Origin of the sequence: Bacteroides celer (assembly GCF_002632415.2) — a bacterium.
Classification (GTDB): domain Bacteria; phylum Bacteroidota; class Bacteroidia; order Bacteroidales; family Bacteroidaceae; genus Bacteroides.
Genome location: NZ_CP178209.1, coordinates 632,693 through 657,037, shown reverse-complemented (window position 1 = coordinate 657,037; position 24,345 = coordinate 632,693). Strand labels below are relative to the sequence as shown.

At 41.4% G+C, this 24,345-nt stretch carries 20 protein-coding genes and 1 tRNA gene; 5 read left to right on the top strand and 16 right to left on the bottom strand.

Going from position 1 to position 24,345, the window contains the following annotated elements; genetic code table 11:
- Positions 1–39: 39 nt before the first annotated feature.
- From priA to CJF29_RS02065, 7 genes are all read right to left on the bottom strand, one after another.
- Positions 40–2,496, bottom strand: a complete 2,457-nt coding sequence (gene priA / locus CJF29_RS02095) for a primosomal protein N' (RefSeq protein ID WP_099145744.1) — start codon at positions 2,494–2,496, stop codon at positions 40–42.
- A 192-nt stretch (positions 2,497–2,688) separates the two neighbouring features.
- Positions 2,689–3,264 carry a porin family protein gene (locus CJF29_RS02090; protein WP_099145743.1) on the bottom strand — a complete coding sequence of 192 codons (576 nt, stop codon included), beginning with the start codon at positions 3,262–3,264 and terminating at the stop codon, positions 2,689–2,691.
- Between the two features lie 77 nt (positions 3,265–3,341).
- A complete protein-coding gene (locus tag CJF29_RS02085) occupies positions 3,342–5,660 on the bottom strand; it encodes an outer membrane beta-barrel protein (protein ID WP_255299302.1) in 2,319 nt (772 codons plus the stop codon).
- A 171-nt stretch (positions 5,661–5,831) separates the two neighbouring features.
- Positions 5,832–6,407, bottom strand: coding sequence for an RNA polymerase sigma factor (locus tag CJF29_RS02080; protein WP_099145742.1), 576 nt, complete (start codon positions 6,405–6,407; stop codon positions 5,832–5,834).
- The gene (locus CJF29_RS02075; protein ID WP_074560034.1) at positions 6,400–6,879 is read right to left on the bottom strand and encodes a hypothetical protein; all 480 of its coding nucleotides are present in this window, start codon (positions 6,877–6,879) and stop codon (positions 6,400–6,402) included. The genes CJF29_RS02080 and CJF29_RS02075 overlap by 8 nt, the downstream gene beginning before the upstream one ends.
- Positions 6,880–7,103: 224 nt before the next feature.
- Entirely contained in the window at positions 7,104–7,535 is a 432-nt protein-coding gene (locus CJF29_RS02070; RefSeq protein ID WP_004296383.1) for a hypothetical protein, read from the bottom strand.
- 1,054 nt (positions 7,536–8,589) lie between these two features.
- The gene (locus CJF29_RS02065) at positions 8,590–10,023 is read right to left on the bottom strand and encodes an aspartate ammonia-lyase (RefSeq protein ID WP_099145741.1); all 1,434 of its coding nucleotides are present in this window, start codon (positions 10,021–10,023) and stop codon (positions 8,590–8,592) included.
- A 177-nt stretch (positions 10,024–10,200) separates the two neighbouring features.
- Between CJF29_RS02065 and CJF29_RS02060 the strand changes: the two genes are divergently transcribed.
- From CJF29_RS02060 to CJF29_RS02050, 3 genes are read left to right on the top strand one after another with little or no spacing between them, the layout of a single operon-like run.
- The gene (locus CJF29_RS02060) at positions 10,201–11,511 is read left to right on the top strand and encodes an anaerobic C4-dicarboxylate transporter family protein (RefSeq protein ID WP_099145740.1); all 1,311 of its coding nucleotides are present in this window, start codon (positions 10,201–10,203) and stop codon (positions 11,509–11,511) included.
- 35 nt (positions 11,512–11,546) lie between these two features.
- Positions 11,547–12,605 (top strand): L-asparaginase 2, encoded by a 1,059-nt coding sequence (ansB, locus tag CJF29_RS02055; RefSeq protein WP_099145739.1) that lies wholly within the window; start codon positions 11,547–11,549, stop codon positions 12,603–12,605.
- Between the two features lie 15 nt (positions 12,606–12,620).
- Positions 12,621–13,808 (top strand): porin, encoded by a 1,188-nt coding sequence (locus tag CJF29_RS02050; protein ID WP_008023077.1) that lies wholly within the window; start codon positions 12,621–12,623, stop codon positions 13,806–13,808.
- 86 nt (positions 13,809–13,894) lie between these two features.
- On the opposite strand, the gene CJF29_RS02045 is transcribed toward CJF29_RS02050, so the two are convergent.
- The 5 genes from CJF29_RS02045 to CJF29_RS02025 form a co-directional block, all read right to left on the bottom strand.
- Complete coding sequence (locus CJF29_RS02045; protein WP_002558131.1) at positions 13,895–14,116, bottom strand: DUF2795 domain-containing protein; 222 nt, start codon at positions 14,114–14,116, stop codon at positions 13,895–13,897.
- A gap of 73 nt (positions 14,117–14,189) precedes the next feature.
- Positions 14,190–14,753, bottom strand: a complete 564-nt coding sequence (locus CJF29_RS02040; protein WP_004313274.1) for a cob(I)yrinic acid a,c-diamide adenosyltransferase — start codon at positions 14,751–14,753, stop codon at positions 14,190–14,192.
- Positions 14,754–14,797: 44 nt separating this feature from the next.
- Entirely contained in the window at positions 14,798–15,421 is a 624-nt protein-coding gene (locus tag CJF29_RS02035) for a hypothetical protein (protein ID WP_099145738.1), read from the bottom strand.
- 105 nt (positions 15,422–15,526) lie between these two features.
- A complete protein-coding gene (locus CJF29_RS02030) occupies positions 15,527–16,210 on the bottom strand; it encodes an energy transducer TonB (RefSeq protein ID WP_099145737.1) in 684 nt (227 codons plus the stop codon).
- A 1,244-nt stretch (positions 16,211–17,454) separates the two neighbouring features.
- Positions 17,455–17,799, bottom strand: a complete 345-nt coding sequence (locus CJF29_RS02025) for a hypothetical protein (protein WP_008015740.1) — start codon at positions 17,797–17,799, stop codon at positions 17,455–17,457.
- A gap of 278 nt (positions 17,800–18,077) precedes the next feature.
- Here CJF29_RS02025 and CJF29_RS02020 point away from each other — a divergent pair, with 278 nt between their 5' ends.
- Entirely contained in the window at positions 18,078–19,250 is a 1,173-nt protein-coding gene (locus CJF29_RS02020; protein WP_099145736.1) for an immunoglobulin-like domain-containing protein, read from the top strand.
- A 94-nt stretch (positions 19,251–19,344) separates the two neighbouring features.
- Here the strand turns inward: CJF29_RS02020 and CJF29_RS02015 are convergent, their stop codons facing one another.
- Both CJF29_RS02015 and CJF29_RS02010 read right to left on the bottom strand, forming a co-directional pair.
- Positions 19,345–20,298, bottom strand: coding sequence for a transposase (locus CJF29_RS02015; protein WP_099145735.1), 954 nt, complete (start codon positions 20,296–20,298; stop codon positions 19,345–19,347).
- A gap of 149 nt (positions 20,299–20,447) precedes the next feature.
- A tRNA-Leu gene (locus CJF29_RS02010) sits at positions 20,448–20,531 on the bottom strand.
- Between the two features lie 164 nt (positions 20,532–20,695).
- On the opposite strand from CJF29_RS02010, the gene CJF29_RS02005 reads away from it, so the two are divergent.
- The gene (locus CJF29_RS02005; protein ID WP_004317553.1) at positions 20,696–21,778 is read left to right on the top strand and encodes a mannose-1-phosphate guanylyltransferase; all 1,083 of its coding nucleotides are present in this window, start codon (positions 20,696–20,698) and stop codon (positions 21,776–21,778) included.
- A 147-nt stretch (positions 21,779–21,925) separates the two neighbouring features.
- Here the strand turns inward: CJF29_RS02005 and CJF29_RS02000 are convergent, their stop codons facing one another.
- Both CJF29_RS02000 and CJF29_RS01995 read right to left on the bottom strand, forming a co-directional pair.
- Positions 21,926–23,575 carry an AMP-binding protein gene (locus tag CJF29_RS02000; protein WP_008776966.1) on the bottom strand — a complete coding sequence of 550 codons (1,650 nt, stop codon included), beginning with the start codon at positions 23,573–23,575 and terminating at the stop codon, positions 21,926–21,928.
- 35 nt (positions 23,576–23,610) lie between these two features.
- On the bottom strand, positions 23,611–24,186 hold the full coding sequence (locus CJF29_RS01995) for a helix-turn-helix domain-containing protein (RefSeq protein ID WP_099145734.1): 576 nt from the start codon (positions 24,184–24,186) through the stop codon (positions 23,611–23,613).
- Between the last annotated feature and the right edge of the window lie 159 nt (positions 24,187–24,345).

Below are 24,345 nucleotides of genomic sequence, written 5' to 3'. Positions count from 1 at the left end.
TAAATTAATAAAGGTTATTATATGGGGAAAATTATTAAATCACATAGGGTCTACATCATAATAGACAATCAAAGATTTATAGCGTTCGTCCGCCAACATCTCGCGCTGAATACGTAGCAACAATTCCCGTGCACGTCCCATTGGGGCATTCTGCTCAATCTTGACAACGATCTTCTTGATAAACAAAGTCTGGATACGGGCAACAGGAGGTTTATCCGGGCCTAATACCCGATTGCCAAATACAGCCCGCAACTTATCCGCCATCACTGCCGCCATCTGATCCAGCAACGCTTCATTATGATTTTTCAGATAAACATATACCAGCCGGTAATAGGGAGGATAATGGAACATCTGACGTTCCACCAATTGTCCACCTACCATATCTTCATAATCATTGGCAATGACCTGATGAATGATAGGATGATCGATGCTCTTGGTTTGCAATACCACCCGTCCGCGTTTATTCTTACGCCCGGCACGTCCTGCTACTTGTGCCATCAACTGAAAAGCACGTTCATAGGAACGGAAATCAGGATAATTCAACATGGTATCGGCATTCAATATACCTACTATACTGACATGATCGAAATCCAACCCTTTTGATACCATTTGCGTACCGATCAATATGTCCGTCTTTCCCTGCTCAAAGTCTGCAATAATCTTCTCATAGGCAGAACGGGTACGTGTAGTATCCAGATCCATCCGGGCTACGGCAGCTTCCGGGAAAAGGATTTTGATATCATCTTCAATCTTTTCCGTACCGAAACCACGGTTCACCAATTCTGTTCCCTCGCAGGCAGGACAGGATTTCGGTAGTTGATACGTATAACCGCAGTAGTGACAGGTTAATTGATTGATTCCTTTATGATAGGTAAGGCTTACGTCGCAATTCTTACACTTAGGCACCCAACCGCAGGTACGACACTCCACCATCGGAGCAAACCCACGACGGTTCTGAAAGAGAATCACTTGTTCTTTCTGTTCCAAAGCCTCTTTCATATATTGTATCAGAAGTGGTGAGAATTGTCCGACCATCCGCTTTTTGCGATGCAGTTCCTTGATATCCACCGGAATAATCTCCGGCAACTGGATTTCTTTATATCGTTCTTTCAGTTGTACGAAACCATATTTTCCCTCCCTTGCATTCTGCCATGACTCGATAGAGGGAGTGGCCGTACCCAACAGGGTTTTAGCTCCGTACATGGCGGCCAGTACAATAGCCGCGCTACGTGCATGATAGCGGGGAGCGGGATCTTGTTGTTTATACGTATTTTCGTGCTCTTCGTCCACAATCACCAATCCCAGATTTCGAAAAGGCAGAAAAATAGAAGAACGAACACCCAAAACAATATCATACCCGTTCTCTCCCAGTTGCTTCCGCCATATTTCAACCCGTTCAGCATCGGGGAACTTAGAATGATAGATACCCAGACGAGCACCGAAGACCCGTTGCAAACGCTCCGTGATTTGAGTGGTTAATGCAATTTCCGGCAACAAATATAATACCTGCTTTCCCTGACGAATCGCTTCTTCTATCAGGTGGATATAAATTTCAGTCTTACCGCTGGACGTTACCCCATGAAGCAGACAGACATTTTTCTCTTGAAAAGACTGTACGACTTCATCAAATGCACGCTGTTGAAACTCATTCAAAGGATTTAATTCGACAATCTCCTTCTCCTGCTTATCCAACCGGCCGATTTCATGATAGTAGATTTCAAAAATCTTCTTATCTACCAATCCATTCAATACAGAAGGGGCCACATTAGCCCGCTGCAACAGTTCTTTCTTGGAGACTTCCTTCGGAGTTCCCGCTCCTAAAACACCGGAACACTCCACATATTTCATGAGTAACGCCAACTGCTTCGGAGCACGAGACAGAATATCAAACAAGATATGAAGCCGCTTTTCATCCGCTGTACCCGCAAGCCGAACCCGTGCCTCTGTTTTAGGTTTATAAGTACGCCTCAACTCTTCCTTTACGAAAATCGCTTCTTTATCGAGCAGAGACTTAATGACAGTAAGAATATTTTTGATGCCGCTGTCCTTCTCCAATTTAGTAACGCACTGTTGCAAATCTACGGCAAGTAAGTCCAAAATACGTTGCTCACGTTCCGGCAATGGCGCATCCGCTTCAAAATCTGGGTTATATTCTACAATCGTTTCACTCTCCAGTTTCAGACCGGAGGGAAGTGCCGCTTTATAGACATCGCCTTGTGTACAGAGATAATAATCAGCTATCCACTCCCAAAATTTGAATTGAGCGGGTAACAGAATGGGAGAAGCATCCAGCAATGCAGATATATCTTTCACTTCGTACTCCGTTGGAGCACAATAATGAACGTTAAGGACGATAGCCGTATAAAACTTCTTCCGCCCGAAAGGAACTACCACACGGCAGCCTATCTTCACATCTTCCGCACATTCATCCGGCAAAGAGTAAGTAAAACTCTTCGGAAGCGGAAGCGGTAATATGACATCTACGTACTTTTTCATTGCAGCTACAAAAATACAATAAAAAAACGGGGATTTAAAAGAAGGGAGAGAGAACACTTAAAAAGAAAAACTCTACTTCATACGAGAATTGGAGAAAATATATTTGAGAGCGCAGCAGGACAATCCCAAACAAAAAAGAGTTTCCGGTTATCGGAAACTCTTTTTCAAATACTATGTAAAGTGATAGACTACTTAAAAAATATAGGCTACAGACACTTGCCAAGTCTTAGTCTTATAAGAAGCATCTGTTCCTTCAATATCAGCAGTATTGCCCAATGGGATATTGTAATTAGCACCCACCTGCAAATGGTTCAGCAACTTCAAACCGGCGCCCACATTGATACCTACTTCAGCTTTCTTCTTATCAATTCCCGATTTCTTTTCAAAATCGAAATAAAAGTCAGGACCTGCAGCCAGATAAATACCAGCCAGGCTTCCCAAACCAATGGTATATTTCAGGTTTACAGGAATATCAATACCGTTTTGTTTAACAGTAATATCATCATTTCCTTCTGAAACTTTGATACCCCGTTGAGCAAAAAGCAAAGATGCATCTACTCCCAACCCTACGATTGGAATATTAAACTCTGCCATCGGGCCGATAAAGAAACCAGTGAAATTATCCTTTTTAAAGTTTTCGCTCACATTAGAGAAACTCGCCTTTGACAAGTTCAAACCTCCCTTTACACCAAAGTGTATCTGCGCCTGAGCAGGCATTGCCATAGCTATACATATAGCAATCATTAAAGCACCAAAAATCTTTTTCATAAATTTACGTGTTTATAATTCGGGACAAAGATATATATTTAGATTAAATAAACACAAATTATTGGTTTTTTGTTCGCTCAAAGTCGTTGTTGTTCACCCAATCCTGCTCCTGTACCTTTATATTTACTTTTCTGCAAATTAAACTTATAGTGAACAGTCAGTTTCACTTCCTGCGTATTCCGTTTTGTCTCCCGGAACATTTTAACCCGATCATCATATTGAGTATTAGCATCCCTCATCGAATGAAACAAGTCGTTCCCCTCCAGCAAGCAATCCACACGTCCGTTGAAAAACGATTTATAGATACTTGTGCTCAAGCAACTAACGGGCCTTGTATAACAGTTCTGATACACTCCCTTGCCTGTATATTCACCATTCAAGCGAAATATATATCCGGCAGGCAATTGAAATGAATTATTCCACCGGACCCCGAATGTCGTTCCGTTCATATTCTTCATTTCATTCAGATAACCGATTTTGAACCATTGAGAGTTGAGGGAAGCCGTCCACTCCGGTTTCCAGCATCCGATACTTGGAGCAAAGACCAGAGAAGCAGTCATTTCATCCCGATGGTCGACATTGCGAAACTTAATAAGAGAGATTTTCGGATCGGAAGTGATCTGTTCGATAGAAAACAGGATATCATCATTATACCGATTGTAGCCGACGGAGAGTTGCAGATCCCGATAGATAGCCCTCATCTCTGCCGCATGAATATAGGTAGGTTGCAAATTGGGAGCTCCTCCCAGATAGGTAAACCGGTTCCCGTAATGAATGGCATTTTTCAACTGTTCATAATGAGGGCGGGCAACCTGAATATGATACCCCAATGCCCACTGCACCTGCCCCATCGCCCCTTCCAGTGACAGGGACGGAAACAGATTGCGATAGTGTTTGCTCTCATCCGACTGATAAAGACTGTTTTCATAGAAATCATAATACACATCTTCATAACGAAGTCCTGCCGAAGCATTTACACCACCCAAACGATAAACACAATCAAGAAAAAAAGCCAGATTCTTCTCTCTGATTTTATCACTGGTTCCCTCTATTTCATCACCGAACCCCGAAAAGTCGCTGGTGCGATGCGTATAACTATATTCACTGCCTCCGGAAATTCTTCCACCTGCCAGCGGATAAGACAAAACTAACTTTTCGGCATACAACTTATTATCGGTTCTGCTAAGAGTTGTTATGTAGAAATCATCATAATTGCGGCTCAATTCGCTAATATGCTCCTCTTCCTTATTCTTGCCAGCCAATACATCTACATTCAAATCCATTTCCAGACTATTCACCTCTCCATGATAATATACATTGGAATGATGGCTGGGATATTCTTTCTCAATCGCAAAGGTATACGTATTCCACACATCGTATAATGCTTGCCCGTCATAGACCTCCGTCCGGTTGTCATTGTTCATTTTATTGCGTGGGGCAGAAGTCAATTCATAAGTAGCGCCCAGAGAGTGTTTTTCATTTATTTCATAATTAAATCCTATCTGACTGAAATAACTGATATTTCTTCCTAAATCCGTTGTTTGAGCTTTCTGCTGCCACGAAGCATCCACATACGTATCTTGTACCGATTCTCCCGTTTCCTTGAGATGCTCCAGACGATATTGGAAAGCTCCGAACACATCCAGTCCCTTCCGGTGATATTCCATATTGATCTGATCGTTGTTTCCTACCTTATGCGCATAATCCACTACCGAGCGCACTCCCACTCCAAAGCCATCGTTTTTATTCCCGGTTGTTTTCAATTTCAAGACAGCTCCTACCGATGCTCCATATTCCGCTCCGGGATTGGTTATCAGTTCAACCTGCTTGATATTTTCAGAGTTCAAACGGTCGAGTTCGTCCAAGTTGCGGACTTTCCTGTTATTGATATAGATAAGCGGAACGCCTTTTCCCAACACTTCCAACGTGCCATCCTGCTTCTTTAGCACTCCCGGCAAAAGCCCTACTACGTTCATGGCAGTACCTGCCTTACTTAATATTGTATTCTCCACTTTCGTAGTCAATCCTCCATTATCCAACCGAAACTGGGGAAGACGCTGCGTAATCACCACTTCATCCAACATCAAATCATCAGGAATCAGCGTGATATTTTCCTCCACAGAGGACGTAACCCTCTGAACACACTTCTTATAACCCACAAAAGACACGGACAACAAATAAGGTCCGGCATCCTGTGCCGTTATTTTAAACACACCTTTGCTATCCGTCACAGTTCCGCCCACAAGTGCAGAATCCGGCACGGACAATAGTGCAACCGTGGCATACTCCACAGGAAGCTGATTTTCACCAATAACCCGGCCGCTAAATATCTGTGCAGAAGATTTTAAAGACACCATCAACATCAGCGCAAACAGTAAAATATAGTTTGTTTTCATTTTTTCTTTTCGTTTATGTAAGTGATTAGTAAGTACCCGGTAGGGCATAGAATCCCCCTTACCAATATCCCGCAAGGGAGATTGATATAACTATTTGCATAGACAGGAGTTTTCCAAACTATCCGCCGGACGGCAGATAGGAAAGAGAAAGTAATTAGTTAATAGAAATCATCAGTAAGTAAGAATATCGTTATACAGTCCTTCCAGTCGTTTACGCAAATGCTTGACGGCATAATGTTTGCGCGAAAGCACCGTATTTGCAGAAGCACCGGTCGCTTCGGCTACCTCTTTTACAGAAAGTCCTTCCAGCTCCATCAGTTCGAAAACCGTCCGCTGTTCGGCAGGCAATTCACCAAGAGCTGCTTCCAACTCCTGCCATACCAGCGAACGCATATATTCCGTTTCAGGCGAAGGAGCCAGATCATCATTGGCAAACAACACTTCCGAAAATTCACTCAAGACGCTTTCTTCCTCTGCGTAGGCAGAAACAGGCCATTCTTCTTCACTTTTCTTTTTTCCCTTATTGATAATCGTGTTTCGTGTCACTCTGTAAAGCCACAACGTCACCTGCTCAATCGGATTCAAAGTGTTGCTGACCGCTTTTACCAACTGATAAAATACATCCTGTAGAATATCTTCCGCATCTTCCTTACTGGAAACCCTCCGGTGGATAAAGGCTTTCAGTTGCGGCTGATGTTCTTCGATCAGCCGCTCCACATCGCCTTCGTGCCCTTTTTGCTTATTCATCTTTTTTCGAAGAGTCTACATTTTCATCCATCTCGAAGTCTTTATCCATCCCGAAGTCACCCCTGTTAAAGAAGTCGTCTCTACCCCAGGGACCGAATCCCATTTTCTTCCTTTTATTAATAAACTCCTTGCGTTGTTCCGGAGTCATCTTCATCCATTTCTCACGAACCGGATTCATTCCTCTTCCGGGCATTCCAGGTATCCCTCCTCCGGGCCTCCCTCCTCTACGGCCAAAACCGAAACTTCCGAAAAGAATACGCATCAGGACGAGCAAGCCCAATGCCTGCCACAGACTAAGTGCAGGCAGACCAAAAATCACGGGCATCAGCCAATTCCACAATAACATGACTATTGCTCCTATTCCCGCAGCTACAACTAGCCAAAGAATTACAAACACAAATGGATTTCTGAAAAAAGAAAACTTACCGCCACATCTTCCATGAAATCTTCTATTAAAACTTTTTGTTGCCATTATACTTCATTTTTTTAATTCATCATTCTTATTAGTTAAAAGAGCCCTCTACTCTTATAGACAATCGAGATGAAGAAATATTTTATGAAGTTACAAAAAAAATAATAGTACCTGCTATTTTTTGTATAATTGCAATGATCCATACAGTAGTTTCACCGGTTGTTGATGTTCCTGGTCCCGGTTATTCAGTAACATACTACGAGTAGAAAAAAGATAATCCGATTTTACTTCCTGATTTTCATACAGATTCTTTTCAGCCAACAGGTACAGCAAGTAGTCTGCCCCAAGACGAGTTCTTTTTCCAACTTCCGCAATCGGTCGCATTGTTTCAGCCATTTGATTTGTAAGGTATCATAGAGGATTCCGGCTGCTTTATATCTTGTGATTTCTTTGTCCTGTTTGCCTAAAAGTGATAGGTATATTGAACAAAGTTTTGATTTATCTATGCAATATCGTTCCAGTTTTTCGATATACATCAAAGTAGCCCCTCTTTCATTTCGACTCATAAACTCCTGAACACTGTCATCACTGATGATGTCGATGCCCGGCCTTTCGTAGTCCACAGTGATTTCTCGCATCTCTATCAAGACCCAGATATATTCTGTCTCGAATCCGTACTTTGCGGCTGCCTCTTCTATACTAATCCATTGTGCCATAGCGTTTGTTTTTCATGTGTGATACAAATAAGGGATGAATAATATTTTATTCATGTATATTAGTACAACGGGCATCCACGCTTTTTTGCAGTCTGCCGATTGGCTAGGTTAAAATTGGGGCAATTTATTACTGGCCGAATACAAGAAAGACGTAGATGCTGCTGTACCATTATCCGATTTCAAGGCTAGCTACACCCTCCAGAGAACAATGATGACAGCAGACACCCACGTCAATCGTTTATATATAACACATCTCTTACGAATATGTTGATATACATCCGTTCACGTGGAGTATCTACCGTATCATCTCCCTCTGTTTGAATTAGCTATTTCTGAAATCGAGAGATAATACGCTTTTACTCCATATAGGAAATAAAAACCGCTTCCTGCCTGTTCCATCACGCTGATGGGCTGAAAGCGTACGGCAAAGATATATGTTTTTTTTGAAACGCAGTCGAAATATGGAAATAAATACTGGAAGTTATGTATTAAAATGAATCTGACAAAAGACGACTCTACTTCTCATTCTTGATTACTGAAATATCTCTCACAAATAAAAGTTATAGCAGTTTTTACTCTCACACTCTCACCCATTGGTTCAATCCCTTTATTCATCGGCATTACAGGTGTGGGAGTAAAGGTAAGGGCATGGTGAGGGTAACTTTTTACCCTCACCATGCAACAGGTTTCTCCATACGAAAGTTCCAGTCCAATAGTACGAATTTTAGTTTCATATAGTGAAACTAAAAGTTTCTCGGTGTGAAACCAATAGTTTCACCGTACGAAACAAAGTGTTTCAAACCTATAAATAAAGAGTTTCAAGCGTATGAAACAAATTGAAACTGCCGTTAACCAAAACTCAGGTTACTTATTATAAGATTAAGAAGTCAAAACAGTCAACCTAAATCCGGACGAGACAATATGATATTCTAAAAGATTAGCAATTATTTCCATATCGAATAAAAGCAGTACATCATCAAAAATCGCCGGAACAGATCAATGATCTGCCCGGCGATTTCTCATCTTAAACCAATCTCCACTTACTATATATCAATCAACGATTCGGGTGAATGTCCAACTTCACCGGTTTTATCATATTTTCAGGTTTTAAGATAGTATCCAAGTCTTCTTTGGAAAGAATGTTATGTTCCAAAACAAGTTCATAAACTCCCTTCCCGGTTTCCAATGCTTCTTTGGCTATTTTGGTAGAGTTCTTATATCCGATCACCGGATTCAGGGCTGTCACTACTCCAATGCTGTTATGCACATCTCTCCGGCATTTTTCTTCATTAGCCGTAATGCCGTCGATGCATAAGGTGCGCAAAGTGTCGAAACCATTCATCAGTAAATCGGCGGACTCGAAACAGCATTGTGCCATCACCGGCTCCATTGCATTCAGTTCCATTTGAGCTGCTTCACCGCTCATGGCCACACAAAGGTCATTTCCTATTACCTTGTAGGCCACCTGGTTCATCACTTCAGGAATCACCGGATTCACTTTTCCGGGCATGATGGATGAGCCCGGCTGCATTGCCGGCAGATTGATTTCTCCCAATCCACAACGCGGACCGGAAGCCAGCAACCGCAAGTCGTTACATATCTTATTCATTTTAACAGCAATACACCTCATCACTCCCGAATAACCTACCATGCAGGAAGTGTCCGAAGTAGCTCCCACCAAATCGTCTGCTAGTTTGATATCCAATCCCGTAATCTTGCGCAAAGCGGCAATGCACTTCTCCGCATATTCCGGTTCGGCAGTGATTCCTGTTCCAATGGCTGTTGCTCCCATATTGACTGCCAGAAAATCCTGTGCAGCAAAATCAAGGTTCTTTATTTCATGTGACAAAATACTTGCAAAGCCATTAAAGGTTTGCCCAAGAGTCATCGGTACGGCATCTTCCAATTGGGTACGCCCCATTTTGATGACATGTGCAAACTCATTCGCTTTCTTCCGGAAAGACTCGATCAGAACCTCCAAATGCTTAACCAATTTCAAATGAGTATAATACAGTCCAATGTGAATGGCTGTAGGATAAGCATCGTTGGTAGATTGTGAACGGTTGACATGATCGTTAGGCGAACAGTATTGATACTCTCCACGCTGATGTCCCATCAGTTCCAAGGCCCGGTTGGCAATCACTTCATTGGCATTCATGTTCGTGGTAGTACCGGCTCCCCCCTGAATCATATCTACGGGGAACTGTTCATGATGCTTTCCTTCAAGTATTTCTTTACAAGCTCTCAAGATAGCATCCGTTTGTTCTTCGGTTAATAAGTCCAGTTCGCGATTGGCGACGGTAGCTCCCATCTTTGTGATAGCCAATGCCTGAATAAACAATGGGTACTCATTTAAATGAAACTTGCTGATGCGAAAGTTTTCGATACCGCGGAGTGTCTGTACTCCGTACAGTGCACTTTCCGGCACTTCACGACTACCTATCAGGTCACTCTCCGTACGAGTTTTTTTTGATAAATTTTGTTCCATATCGGTTGTTTTATAATAATAACAGTTTCGTTAGTTCTTATAATAACCAATGAGTTTAGTTATTGTTTTAATAAATATGCAAAAACTATTCAATAACTTTTTTGTTGTTAATACAAGAAAAAGAAAATACAAAGAAAGAAATCACTTATCTTTGTTTGGAACTTAAAACAGCATTCTATGATATTACAATTAGCATTTGTTCTGACAGCTATTATTATTGGCGCACGCCTGGGAGGTATCGGTCTCGGCGTGATGGGAGGAGTTGGGTTGGCTATACTTACGTTCGTTTTTGGTTTACAACCCACCTCACCTCCTATCGACGTTATGTTAATGATTGCCGCAGTGATTTCGGCCGCCTCCTGTATGCAAGCAGCCGGCGGACTGGACTATATGGTGAAACTGGCAGAACATTTGCTTCGTAAAAATCCTTCACACGTCACCTTGCTTAGCCCGCTGGTGACTTACCTGTTTACTTTTGTAGCCGGAACGGGACACGTTGCCTATTCTGTGTTGCCGGTCATCGCGGAGGTTGCCACCGAAACCAAAATCCGTCCGGAACGTCCGCTGGGTATTGCCGTCATTGCTTCCCAACAGGCCATTACGGCCAGTCCGATTTCCGCGGCTACCGTAGCACTTCTCGGGCTCTTAGCCGGATTCGATATTACTCTGTTCGACATTCTCAAGATTACGATTCCCGCTACCATTGTCGGCGTGTTGGTCGGTGCTTTATTCTCTATGAAAGTCGGTAAAGAATTGGTGGAAGACCCCGAATATCAGAAACGTCTGAAAGAAGGATTATTCAACAATAAAAAGATAGAGATTAAAGATGTGAAGAACAAACGTTCCGCTATGGTTTCCGTCCTTATCTTTATATTGGCAACTGCATTTATCGTACTCTTCGGTTCTTTTGAAGGAATGCGCCCCAGTTTCCTGATCAACGGGGAAATAGTTACATTGGGAATGTCTTCCATCATCGAAATCGTGATGTTATCGGCTGCCGCCATCATCCTGTTAGTAACCAAGACTGACGGAATCAAAGCAACGCAAGGTTCCGTATTTCCGGCAGGTATGCAGGCAGTGATTGCCATCTTCGGTATTGCCTGGATGGGAGATACCTTCCTTCAGGGAAATATGGGACAGCTGACTCTTTCTATTGAAGGAATCGTGCAACAAATGCCGTGGCTGTTTGGTGTCGCACTGTTTGTGATGTCTATTCTATTATACAGCCAGGCTGCCACAGTTCGGGCACTCGTGCCTCTGGGCATTGCGTTGGGGATTTCGCCTTATATGCTGATCGCCCTATTCCCGGCAGTAAACGGATATTTCTTTATTCCGAATTATCCTACCGTAGTGGCCGCCATTAATTTCGACCGTACCGGGACAACAAAAATCGGTAGATACGTGTTGAATCATTCGTTCATGATGCCCGGCCTGATATCGACGATTGTTGCCATTGCCCTGGGATTGCTCTTTATACAAATATTTTAATATACATATATTATTAACCTAAACATCATTCAGTTATGAAACAATTCAAAAGCTTTGGACTGGTAGTAGTCACACTACTATTTTCTGTAACAATGGCATTTGCCGCAAAACCGAACATTCATATCCTTGCCACCGGAGGAACGATTGCAGGCACAGGAAGTTCAGCTACCGGAACCAGCTACACAGCAGGACAAGTTGCCATCGGCGCACTGCTCGATGCTGTACCCGAAATTAAGGAGATCGCCAACGTGACCGGAGAACAGATTGTCAAAATCGGTTCGCAGGACATGAACGACCAAGTTTGGCTGACACTTGCCAAAAAAATAAATGAACTATTGAAACGCCCGGACATTGACGGCATCGTGATTACTCACGGAACCGATACAATGGAAGAAACTGCCTACTTCTTGAACCTGACCGTTAAAAGTGATAAACCGGTGGTACTGGTAGGTGCCATGCGTCCGTCTACTGCTCTAAGTGCCGACGGCCCGTTGAATCTTTATAACGCCGTAGTTACCGCCGCCGCAAAAGAATCCAAAGACAAAGGAGTACTGGTTGCCATGAACGGACTGATCCTTGGAGCACAGAGTACAGTTAAAATGAACACGGTCGACGTGCAAACTTTCCAAGCTCCCAACTCCGGCGCGCTAGGTTATGTGTTAAACGGAAAAGTATTCTATAATCAGGTGACGCTAAAAAAACATACCACCCAATCCGTTTTCGATGTTACTCATCTGAACGCACTTCCTAAAGTAGGTATCGTATACAGCTATTCCAACATTGAAGCAGATATGGTCACTCCGATGCTCAACAACGGCTACAAAGGCATTATCCATGCAGGAGTAGGAAATGGAAATATCCATCAGAATATCTTCCCGGTACTGACAGACGCCCGTCAAAAAGGAATCCTTGTAGTCCGTTCTTCCCGTGTCCCGACAGGTCCTACCACGTTGGATGCAGAAGTAGACGACGCCAAATATCAGTTTGTGGCTTCACAAGAACTGAATCCGCAGAAATCACGCGTTTTGTTAATGCTTGCACTAACCAAAACAACTGACTGGAAACAAATTCAGCAATATTTTAACGAATACTAAAAGCCTGACCTACTTATGAAAAAATGGATATTTATGTTGCTCCTCGCGGGCAGCATACAGGGAGTATATGCTCAAAAAACGGAGAAGAAGGATAAATTCAACCCGAACACTCCCCTGTTTGAAGAACTGACAGACGTGAAAAAGAAAACAGATAAGTTCAATCTTTATCTGAATATGCAAGGGAGCTTTGACGCTCATTTCCAAAATGGTTTTCAGGAAGGTGACTTCAATATGCACCAGCTCCGTATCGAAGCCAAAGGAAATATCAACAACTGGCTTTCTTACCGCTATCGTCAACGCCTCAACCGCTCGAACGATGCAAACGGTATGATTGACAATCTGCCTACTTCCATCGACTATGCCGGAATTGGTATCAAACTGAATGACCAGTTCAGCCTCTTCGCAGGAAAGCAATGTGCCGCATACGGTGGTATCGAGTTCGACCTCAACCCAATCGACATCTATCAGTACAGCGATATGATCGACTATATGAGTAACTTTATGACCGGACTGAATGTAGGCTATAACATTACTCCCGAACAGCAACTTAACCTGCAAATACTGAACAGCCGCAACAGTTCGTTCGACAGCACTTACGGAATCACGGAAGATGCCGAAGGAAATCTTCCCGATCTGAAATCCGGCAAAATGCCGCTGGTTTATACTTTGAACTGGAATGGTAATTTCAATAACGTATTCAAGACCCGTTGGTCGGCTTCTGTCATGAACGAGGCCAAAAGTCACAATATGTATTATTATGCTTTAGGTAACGAATTGAATCTCGGCAAATGGAATGCTTTTGTCGATTTCATGTATTCAAAAGAGGACATTGACCGCAAAGGTATTATTACCAGTATCGTAGGCCGTCCGGGCGGGCATAACGCTTTTGATGCTAACTATCTTTCGGTTGTTGCCAAATGTAATTACCGCTTTCTTCCGAAATGGAATGTTTTTGTGAAGGGTATGTACGAGACGGCTTCCGTGAGCAAGGCATCCGAAGGAATAGAGAAAGGCAATTACCGTACTTCCTGGGGATATTTGACCGGTATCGAATATTATCCGATGGAAACCAACCTGCATTTCTTTGTGACGTATGTAGGACGTTCGTATGATTTCACCTCCCGCGCCAAAGTGCTGGGACAGGAGAATTACAGTACCAACCGGATTTCCGTAGGATTCATCTGGCAGATGCCTGTATTCTAAAAAACAGCCTCATTATTATACAAAAAATACCCGATAGCCTTCTTGCAAAGGTTATCGGGTATTCTTATATGTTCGGTCTTTTTTAATCAATACTCTTCCTCATTAAAGAAGAAATCCTCCTTACTAGGATAATCCGGCCAAATATCTTCGATACTCTCATAGATTTCGCCCTCATCTTCCATCTCTTGGAGGTTCTCAATAACTTCAAGAGGAGCACCCGAACGCATGGCATAATCAATCAATTCATCCTTGGTTGCCGGCCAGGGAGCATCTTCAAGTTTTGATGCTAGTTCCAATGTCCAATACATAATCTTGAGTATTTAAAATGAATACTAAATTTGTCTCGTTTTCTATTTTTCGGCAAAAGTATAATAAAATCTATCATTTCCAACTATTATCCCAAAATATTTCATTATTTTGTTCATCAAAATTAATTTTTCGGGATAATACAAACAAATAATCTGATAATCTGTTGACAAAAGCTAATACTTCGGGAGAAATTGTACAAGTTTCGGACAAAGCCAGAATGCGTCTTTCAGCTCTCCGGCAAATCGTGCGGCAAACATGGCAAACGGCTGCTCCACGACTTCCGCCGGGAATGATGAAAGCACAAAGTTCGGGTAATTGCTCGTCCAGCTTATCAATCTCCCGCTCAATACTTTCCACATGTTCAGGGGTAATGATACTGGCGGGTTTCAGTTGTGTTTTCTCCTGGTCGGTGGCCAGGTGTGAACCGATGGCGAATAACTTATGTTGAATACTCAAGATAAAATCCCGGTCGGACTCCTCCTGCAGATAAGTGTGCAGCCATCCCAGGTGAGAATTTAATTCATCCACCGTTCCGTAAGCTTCCAGGCGGATATGAGTCTTTGGAACGCGACTTCCGCCGACAAGACTGGTAGTTCCTTTGTCTCCGGTCTTTGTATATACAAGGCTCTTTTTCATAACTTTCTTTTTTACTATTATAGATGGTAAACGTACAAAGGTTCTTAGAAGTTGATGATATACTGCTGTTTTATCTTCGTTTTATCAAAAAATAGCAAACCGACATCATACAGGTCGAAAGTTATTCCGACCCTTTCGTCAGCCTGCCACTTTTTCCAAAGCACTTTCATCTCTTTGGAATAGCAGATACCATGGACTACAAATACACTTTTAAGGGTAGTACGGTGTACGCAAACCCGAAATACGTCTTCCAATAAGTCCGGATTTTGGTAATCGTTCAGATACAGAAAATCGACTGAAGTATCCGCATCCAGAAACAGTTCCGACAAATCGGAAGCAAAGAGATAAGAAGCCGATGGTTTAGCAGACTGTAAGTACAGGGCTGTCGAGGAAGGACGCCCAACCTCAATAATCGTATCAGGCTGCACTCTATTTACCAACCGGAACAAAAAACGGTTTACCTTTTGAGAACCTTTGGTCCACCCACACTCTCTTACCATCTTTTTTTGTTCTTCTTTCAAAGAAGAATAAGCATAGTAAGGCATCTTCTCATAAATTACATCGGTAATGAGACTGAAAGCAAATGGGGAATGGACACCATATCCGCAACGATGACGAAAGCGGGAAAGCCAGATAAAAGGTCTTTTTATACAGAGTAGAAGATTCATAAAACAATCATTCGTATTTTTATTCTCCCGACAAAGATATATTTTTTTATTGAAAAAGGGTTGGTTCTTTGCAGGAACCAACCCTTATTCATTTATTCCAAGTTACTACTGCAGTCTGAATGACACAGGCACAGTATATTTCACTCGAACTTTCTTACCATTTTGCACTCCGGGAGTCCATTTCGGCATAGAACTTATCACGCGGATAGCTTCTTTATCCAAATAAGGATCAACCCCTCGCACCACTTCAGGATTAGAAATCGTTCCGTCTCTATCTACTACAAACTGAACAATGACTTTTCCCTGTGAACCAGTTTCTTGCGAAATCGTCGGATATTTGATATTGCTACCTAAATATTTCATTAAAGCAGCTGTACCTCCAGGAAACTCCGGCATAACTTCAACACTTACGTGAATAATGTCTTCAACTACCGTTTCTGTTTCTACCACTGGTGGTATCCAAATAACGTCATGAACTGCATTCATATCCTCTGACACTGTAGAAACGTTATCCGTCACCTCCATATTGTTTTCCACTATTTCGAACAATTCTGTTACCTTAGTTTCGGGAGGAGGAGGCGGTTCCAGTTTCTCTTCAGGGAATGTGATCGGAACTAGCTCTGTTACAAAGATGGATTCATCATCTGGTGATAGTGCTACAACTCTGACATCATGTTGTGTCCATTCGAACGAAACGAACATGAAGGCTAGCGCAACAACCAAACCCATCAACAACCAAGAACCCCGTTGATTCTCAATTGCAGCCTTTTTTGATTTCTTGGCTTCCATAAAAAATGTGTTTAAGTAATTAATAATAGAAAATATATAGTATATATACTACTTTTCGTTTTTCCTCTTAAGCATTACTTAAAGTGCTCTCTCGCTGCAATAAATATAGTCTTTTTATGGATAGGTTGTTACGACGCCCCTTGTTTATTTTATTCTTTTCTCTTCTTTTCGATAAAATTTATGAATTACTCCTCATATCAGGCGACCTGTCCATTCCTGTCAACAATAGTCCTTGAATATATGTCTTTCAAAGCACACAAGAATAAATCTTTGCTACTCGCCCAATCTTTCATCTTTCACCACTTATCACATTCAAAGGAACAGCTATTTCTTTCCTGAACTATTAATAGATAAGTTCTGTTTCATTAAATATAAACTTCCTTTTCATTAATAGACAACTTATTCTTCACCTGATTCAAACTATAAATGCAAGTTCTGTTTTTATAAATGAAACTTGCGTTTATAATAACAGAACTTGCATTTATATAATCAAAGCTTTCATTTATAGATTACAAACAGCCAAAAGTAACTTCTCTATTAGACGAAAGAAACTTTGCATAGGAAAGAAAGGAAGTTTTCTATTAATAGCCAATGCAAGAGATAGTACATAAGAAGATTCCAATAAAGAGAAGATTATATATTTGGAAAAACAATCAACGGTATGTAGTTAACCGGATATAACGGCATATTTCAGCAATAAGCGGGATGCCGAACTGTCGCTAAATAGGTTCGCACTCATCAATATGGATGAATTTGACCAGAACCGAGTGAGCCAGCAGTCACTTCTGAAACATATTCTTCAAAAATCGGTTGTCAACGTCCGGCGTCCGCATAGCACCGCTACTCAAGAGATGCGCCGATACAGAGGATAAATTTGCAATAAAATGAGATACGGTGAAAGATGGCAGATCAGTGACAGATCATTTTACATCTATCACCAACGTACAACTACCATAGACAGGAAGTTTCAGCAGAAGGTGAAAGATTGAAAGATAAAAGCATGAAAAAAAGCTTTAGTGGAGGGAGTATAGATATAAGACGAAACATCGTCTAACTAATTTTCGTTCTACTTAAATTGAAAAATAGACTCATTTAAATGGAGCCTGCATTCAACTTTAGTAGAACGAAAATAGTCATGTAGATTAAATAAATTATTTATGAAAGAACCGAAAATAAGTATAGCGTCATAACAGATTATCTTTTACGATTCTCCGTTTGACAGGTTTAGATTAAACGAATAGTACTTATTTTGCTTTTTTCTTTTTCTTCGCGTTATCCTTCTTACGCATATCCTGGTATTTCTTATATTGTTCATCGGTCAGAATGCTTTTTATTTTAGCATCTATTTCCTGCCTTTTCTTTTGCATTTCTTCCCGCGTAGGCCTTTCATTCGATTTATTTTTCGCAGGTCTCATTTCTTTCATTGCAGCTTTGAAATCTTTGGCCTGCTTTTCATTCAAGCCCAGATCGGCAACAATCTGTTCCATACGTTTCTCTCTATCAGCCTTTCCATTCTGACGATTTTGAGCCATACATACAGTTGAGCCAATCAATAACGCAACTGCCAAACTTAAAATTTGCTTTCTCATCATTTTAATTCTCATATTAAATAAGTTATGTATGTTAGACCTCACAAATGGGTGAAAGTTAATTCGATAATGAGGCTAAAACTGTTTTTTCACATTATTTATCAAAGGGCAGCTAGTATCACATCGAAAAACGAATAAACGTTTTCTTATCCGGTAAAAAAACAGCAGCATCCAGTTTATCGGTTTAGAAATATTATTTCTATATTTGCAGGAAACAGATCAAAAGCTTGACATACCCTTATGCAAACCTATTACAAAACCGATTAATAATTAAAACGATGAGAACACTTTTCTTTATTCTGCCATTTATCTTTATCACTACAGGATGTATTAAACAGAATACAGAAAAAAGTGATATTTTGACAACAGAGGATATAGCCAAATTTGACAGTTTATTTAATGCCTGGGAAAAAGAAATACACAACAATCCCAAAGTACAATTAAGTTCAAGTACCCGTGCTTACACCATTTTACCCCAATTCAAAGAGCTAAAAGCTATGGGTAAGAAAATTATCCCATGTATCATAGAACAGTTTGAAAAGGACAATAACACTTTTTTTGCTTTACCTCTTTATGACGAATTACAAGATAATGACAGCCTAAAATCTCACAGAGAAACAAGCGAACAAGATAAAGTGAGCGAGATTGTACAGAAATTCAGAGAACAGGAAAAAAGAAAGATGTGGGAAGAAGCCAATAGCTACAAGACGTCTATAACCGACACTACTTTCCTGAAGACAAGAGGGACGATGTCGTATGCTGCAATAGATTTATTCACGGGACGAGGTTTCAATAAAGATTACGCATTTAATCAGGTTGTCTATTTGAAAGCCTTACAAAGAGCCCAGAAACATCTGTCTGTCGTAAATGGTCAGTTGGCATGCGACTTAAAGTCAGGTACAGAAATATATATTTCCGAAGATTTATACCTATTTATCACCGACCTTTTTAAGGATTGGAATACGTGGCTGGAATCGGGAAAATATGAGATAATAAAAGACGAACAAGGGCTTTATACAGTGTTACCTAAGAAAACCAACCAGTCATCGCAAACGAACTCCGTCACATTGCGACCTATTCCCCGTGACATTCCGACTGGAGAGAACATAAGTCCCGCTTCGCTTTCTATAGAAACAGAACACGATCATTATCCGCTATCAACTACAGAAGTAAAAATAACCATCACCAACCACTCTCACTATGAATATGAGTGCGGAGAAAAATACAGCCTTGCTTACTATAACAAAAGTAAACGGCAATGGGAAACATTGCCGACCGATCCTGTCGTTAATGATATACTGTGGATTTTCCCACCGGAGCACCCGAGTCACCAACAAACAATTAAACTCTATACATCAGAATCCCCCAACCATCCAGGGAAATACCGTATCTACAAATCATTCAACAGAGGCACCAAAGTGGCTTATGGAGAATTTGAATTACTACCTTAATGTGAATTTCCAACAACAAGCACACTCCAGATCAGTAACATTCGGATAACGGCTCAGTTGTAATTCTTGGGGGATTAAGTTTAGTCAATTCCCTTCATGCATATACCTTTGCTAGCCTAAAAAGGAAGAAACTCATATCCACTACTCCTCTAAATGATGCCCTAAATGCTTTGATTTTAGCATTAAATGCTTCCGCTGCTGCATTTGTACTCCTGTTCACAAAGAAGTTCAAAATCCTTTCATAATGGTTCTCAATAGAGTTTGCTACTGTTGTGAATGTATCGTATCCATATTCTTCAATCTTATTATACCATAGTGCCAGCTTTGCTCTTGCTACATCCTTGTCATAGTTTGTGGAAAAGATCTTTCCCAACTCCAATGAGTAGTAATATACGTGCTTAATATCTTCAAACTGCTTGAAAAGTAATTCTGCCCTGATTTTCTGGCTCTTGGTCCATTTATCAGGTGATTTAAATAATAAATATCTGCTTCTGGCTAATAATTGCCTGAGTGTATCTCCGTTTTCGAGTTCTTCTGCTTTATGTACTTCCCCCTTCTCTTTTGCCGCTTTCATGGCTTTATTCTCCTCTTTTATCACTTGCCATCTATATGTAATACGCAACTCTTGTACCGCTTCGTATACAAGTTTTTGTACATGAAACCTATCAATCACCTGCATGGCACGTGGAAAGCACGTTTTCGCAATCTTTTGCATGCTCCCGGCCATATCCAGTGTAATCAAACTCCAGTCACGACTATATGTCTGCCCAGTGGATGGATCTTCCCAGCGACGACGCTTGATACGTAAATAAACGGCTTTACCACGGATAGGGAAGTCCTGAACTTCAATCTCAGGGAGGAAACCTTTGGAGTGAAGATGTAGATCTGAGTACTCAGCAGGAATAGTGGCTTTCTCCTCTAAATAAAGAATAAAGCAAGTATCCTGAGAAACATGATTGACTAGGGTAAAGTAATCAAGGATTCCTGAAGGCAAGAACAAGCTTAAAGAAGCAACAGGATCAATCGTTTGGGAAGAGGATGTTTTCATGATGCAAAAATAAGAATTTTAACGCAATCCCCCAAGTTTTCAGACTGAGCCGCAATCCCCCAAGTTTTCAGACTGAGCCGGTATGACCAACGAGTTACGAGGAGTAGAAAAGAAAAGCGGAGAGAGTATTTCTACTTTCTCCGCTTCAGTACCCAGACCCGGGGTCGAACCGGGATGGAAGTGAATCCACTGGTGTTTGAGACCAGCGCGTCTACCGATTCCGCCATCTGGGCGCATACTTGATTTCTCAATTGCGGTGCAAAGATACGACATTATTTTGATTCCACAATAGTTTGGCAAAAAAAAGGAGAAAAAAATAATAAAACATATCTTAAACACTTCTCTATTCAGAGAATAAACCGTACATTAGCAGAAACTTTAAAATAGAGTCACTATCATGACAAACCAGGATAATTATTGCGTGATTATGGGTGGCGGCATTGGAAGCCGCTTCTGGCCGTTTAGCCGCAAAACATTGCCCAAACAATTCTTAGATTTCTTCGGAACGGGCCGTTCACTTTTACAACAGACTTTCGACCGGTTCCAAAAGGTTATCCCAACAGAAAATATTTTCATCGTTACCAATGCAATGTATGCGGACTTAGTGAAGGAACAATTGCCCGAAGTGAACGAAGAACAGATTCTGCTGGAACCCGCAAGACGAAATACCGCTCCGTGTATAGCATGGGCCGCTTACCACATCCGGGCACTGAACCCGAACGCCAATATCGTAGTCGCTCCTTCAGACCATTTAATTTTAAAAGAGGATGAGTTTCTTGCCGCTATCGAAAAAGGACTTGATTTTGTTTCACGCTCGGAAAAGCTACTGACATTAGGTATTAAACCCAATCGCCCGGAAACAGGGTACGGATATATACAAATAGACGAACCCGCAGGAGGAAACTTCTATAAAGTAAAAACATTCACTGAAAAACCGGAACTGGAATTAGCTAAAGTATTTGTAGAGAGCGGAGAATTTTATTGGAATTCCGGCCTATTTATGTGGAATGTAAATACAATCATCAAAGCAAGTGAAGATTTACTGCCTGAATTAGCTTCCAAACTGGCACCGGGAAAAGATATTTATGCCACCGACAAGGAGAAAGCATTCATCGAAGAAAACTTCCCAGCATGTCCTAATGTATCCATCGACTTCGGCATTATGGAGAAAGCGGATAATGTGTATGTATCATTAGGAGATTTTGGCTGGTCCGATCTTGGAACTTGGGGATCACTTTATGATTTATCGGAAAGAGACCCGGAAGGCAATGTTACGCTGAAGTGCCATTCACTTATATATAACAGTAAAGATAATATGGTAGTACTTCCGAAAGGCAAACTGGCCGTTATCGATGGACTGGAAGGATTTCTGATAGCCGAATCGGACAACGTTCTTTTGATTTGCCGCAAAGATGAAGAACATGCCATCCGTAAATATGTAAACGACGCCCAAATGCAACTGGGCGATGATTTCATTTAATAACACGCAACCTGACGCCGGAGCCAAAACCGGATAAGACCATACAAATAGTGAACGGTGAACAAACTGCATAATTGATTGCAGAGAGTTCACCGTTCACTGTTTATAATCGAAAAACTTTGTGTGTCTTTAAATAATCATGAGTCTCTAAATAATCTCTATACCCTGCTCTTTACAAAGTTGTAGTCCCAGATCTTTCAATCTGAACTTCTGAATCTTTCCACTACCCGTCATCGGGAATTCATTCACAAAGAAAATATATTTCGGAATCTTATAACGGGATATCTTATTTCTGCAGAAATCACGTACATCGGCTTCCTGCATTTGTACTCCTTCCTGCAAAATAATAAATGCTCCGACTGCCTCACCATACTTTTTAGAAGGAATACCAGCTACTTGAACATCTTTCACTCCATCAAGCTTATAAAGAAACTCTTCTATTTCGCGCGGATAAATATTCTCGCCACCACGAATAATCATATCTTTGATACGTCCGGTAATCCGATAATTTCCATCTTCATCCTTAATACCCAAGTCGCCGGAATGCAAGAAGTTGTTTTCATCAAGCACTTCCGCCGTTGCTTCCGGATTCTTATAATATCCTTTCATGGTATTATAACCACGGTTACACATTTCACCTTGTACCCCAACCGGACATTCTTCACCTGTTTCAGGATCAATCACTTTCACCTCCGTAAATTCGAAATCATGTCCTACCGTATTACAACGTACATCGAACGGATCATCAATACGGGTGGCCGTCATACCGGGAGCGGCTTCTGTCAATCCGTAGACACTAGTCACCTTCATATACATTTTCTCTTCTACCTGCTTCATTAGTTCGACAGGACACAGAGAACCTGCCATAATACCTGTACGAAGACAAGACATATCAAAGAGATCGAACATCGGATGATGCAACTCGGCGATAAACATAGTCGGCACACCATAAAGAGCCGTACAACGTTCTTTATGAATAGAGGCCAGCACAACCAACGGGTCGAAACGTTCTACCATCACTTGTGTACAACCATGAGTCAGACAGTTCATGGTAGCCAATACTACCCCAAAACAATGGAACAACGGAACGCAACAACAAAGTTTGTCATCTGCCGTGAACTTCATGTGTTCCCCCGTCAGAAATCCATTATTGGTGATATTATAATGTGTCAACATCACCCCTTTCGGAAAACCGGTAGTGCCCGACGTATATTGCATATTTACTACATCGTGACAATCCACTTTGCTTTTTAGTTCGTTCAAACGGTCATCTTCCACATTATCTCCCAACAGCAGGATCTCCGCTGTATTATACATACCACGATGTTTTTCCTGACCTACATATACTACATTTCGCATATATGGAAAGCGTTCGCTCTTTAAATGTCCACGCTCACAAGTCTTCAATTCAGGAAGCATCGTGTATGTCATCTGCACAAAATCACTATCCTTCTCACCATTCACAATACAAAGCGTATGCATATCCGAGTTCTGGCAAAGATACTCCAATTCCGATTGCTTGTAGTTCGTATTCACTGTAACATATACCGCACCAATCTTCGCGCAGGCATATAGCAATGTCAACCAATCGGGAACATTAGCCGCCCAGATACCCACATGAGTACCACGTTCCACACCAATGGCAATAAGCCCTTTTGCCATATCATCCACACGACGGTTCAACTGACTCCAGGTAAAACGGAGATTTCGGTCGGAATATACGATATATTCCTTATCGGGAGTCTCTTCAGCCCAGTGTTCCAGCCACTGCCCCAAAGTACGATCAAATAATTGCATGTAATTATACTTAAGTCTTGGTTCCTACTATTTCATTAAATCGGTGTGTAAACTACTGCCAGGATTTTTGCAGCCTGTCCCTCATAAGCATGTACATGATGAGGAACAATGGAATCATAATAAATACTATCACCCTCTTCCAGCAGATAAGTGTTCTTGCCATAGCTGATTTCCATGATACCTTCCATAACCATGATAAACTCTTCTCCTTCATGAGAAGAAAGCACGAAGTCAGTATCTTCCGTCGGCATCACATCGATAATAAACGGTTCCATGTGACGGTCCGCCTTTGACTTGGACAACGAGTGATATTCCATGTGTTTGCGAGAGTGAATCGCATTATTGGAAAAACTGATCGCATCCTTGGCTTCTTTCTTACGGCATACGACCGGTCCGACTTCATCCTGATCATCAAGGAAAGTACCCAGACGTACTCCCAACACACGCGCAATCTTAATCAGCGGTGCGAGAGAAGGTATATCAATGTTATTCTCAATACGTTCAATCTGTTCGATAGCCAAACCTGAACGTTGCGCCAACTCTTCTATGCTTATTGATTTATCTTCGCGGAGGGCTTTAATTTTTTCGCCAACAATCTTACTTGTATCCATTTTGAAAGCATTTTAGTTATCAAAGGTGATAAATTATAATAATTAAGCTGCAAAAATAGCAAAATCTTTAGATGAATACAATTATAACCGAAGAAAATACGATTGTCAGGAAGAAAAAGAAGAAACTAAAAAAAGCCGCTCCTCTATCATGAGGAACGG

Excerpts from the sequence above, each read along its gene's own strand:
- CJF29_RS02090 (WP_099145743.1), bottom strand. The coding sequence starts at position 3,264 with ATGAAAAAGATTTTTGGTGCTTTAATGATTGCTATATGTATAGCTATG.
- CJF29_RS02060 (WP_099145740.1), top strand. The coding sequence starts at position 10,201 with ATGATATTACAATTAGCATTTGTTCTGACAGCTATTATTATTGGCGCA.
- CJF29_RS02035 (WP_099145738.1), bottom strand. The coding sequence starts at position 15,421 with ATGAATCTTCTACTCTGTATAAAAAGACCTTTTATCTGGCTTTCCCGC.
- ansB (WP_099145739.1), top strand. The coding sequence starts at position 11,547 with ATGAAACAATTCAAAAGCTTTGGACTGGTAGTAGTCACACTACTATTT.
- CJF29_RS02080 (WP_099145742.1), bottom strand. The coding sequence starts at position 6,407 with ATGAATAAGCAAAAAGGGCACGAAGGCGATGTGGAGCGGCTGATCGAA.
- priA (WP_099145744.1), bottom strand. The coding sequence starts at position 2,496 with ATGAAAAAGTACGTAGATGTCATATTACCGCTTCCGCTTCCGAAGAGT.
- CJF29_RS02040 (WP_004313274.1), bottom strand. The coding sequence starts at position 14,753 with ATGAAAAAGAGCCTTGTATATACAAAGACCGGAGACAAAGGAACTACC.
- CJF29_RS02005 (WP_004317553.1), top strand. The coding sequence starts at position 20,696 with ATGACAAACCAGGATAATTATTGCGTGATTATGGGTGGCGGCATTGGA.
- CJF29_RS01995 (WP_099145734.1), bottom strand. The coding sequence starts at position 24,186 with ATGGATACAAGTAAGATTGTTGGCGAAAAAATTAAAGCCCTCCGCGAA.
- CJF29_RS02025 (WP_008015740.1), bottom strand. The coding sequence starts at position 17,799 with ATGAGAAAGCAAATTTTAAGTTTGGCAGTTGCGTTATTGATTGGCTCA.
- CJF29_RS02050 (WP_008023077.1), top strand. The coding sequence starts at position 12,621 with ATGAAAAAATGGATATTTATGTTGCTCCTCGCGGGCAGCATACAGGGA.
- CJF29_RS02015 (WP_099145735.1), bottom strand. The coding sequence starts at position 20,298 with ATGAAAACATCCTCTTCCCAAACGATTGATCCTGTTGCTTCTTTAAGC.
- CJF29_RS02030 (WP_099145737.1), bottom strand. The coding sequence starts at position 16,210 with ATGGAAGCCAAGAAATCAAAAAAGGCTGCAATTGAGAATCAACGGGGT.
- CJF29_RS02000 (WP_008776966.1), bottom strand. The coding sequence starts at position 23,575 with ATGCAATTATTTGATCGTACTTTGGGGCAGTGGCTGGAACACTGGGCT.
- CJF29_RS02045 (WP_002558131.1), bottom strand. The coding sequence starts at position 14,116 with ATGTATTGGACATTGGAACTAGCATCAAAACTTGAAGATGCTCCCTGG.
- CJF29_RS02075 (WP_074560034.1), bottom strand. The coding sequence starts at position 6,879 with ATGGCAACAAAAAGTTTTAATAGAAGATTTCATGGAAGATGTGGCGGT.
- CJF29_RS02085 (WP_255299302.1), bottom strand. The coding sequence starts at position 5,660 with ATGAAAACAAACTATATTTTACTGTTTGCGCTGATGTTGATGGTGTCT.
- CJF29_RS02020 (WP_099145736.1), top strand. The coding sequence starts at position 18,078 with ATGAGAACACTTTTCTTTATTCTGCCATTTATCTTTATCACTACAGGA.
- CJF29_RS02070 (WP_004296383.1), bottom strand. The coding sequence starts at position 7,535 with ATGGCACAATGGATTAGTATAGAAGAGGCAGCCGCAAAGTACGGATTC.
- CJF29_RS02065 (WP_099145741.1), bottom strand. The coding sequence starts at position 10,023 with ATGGAACAAAATTTATCAAAAAAAACTCGTACGGAGAGTGACCTGATA.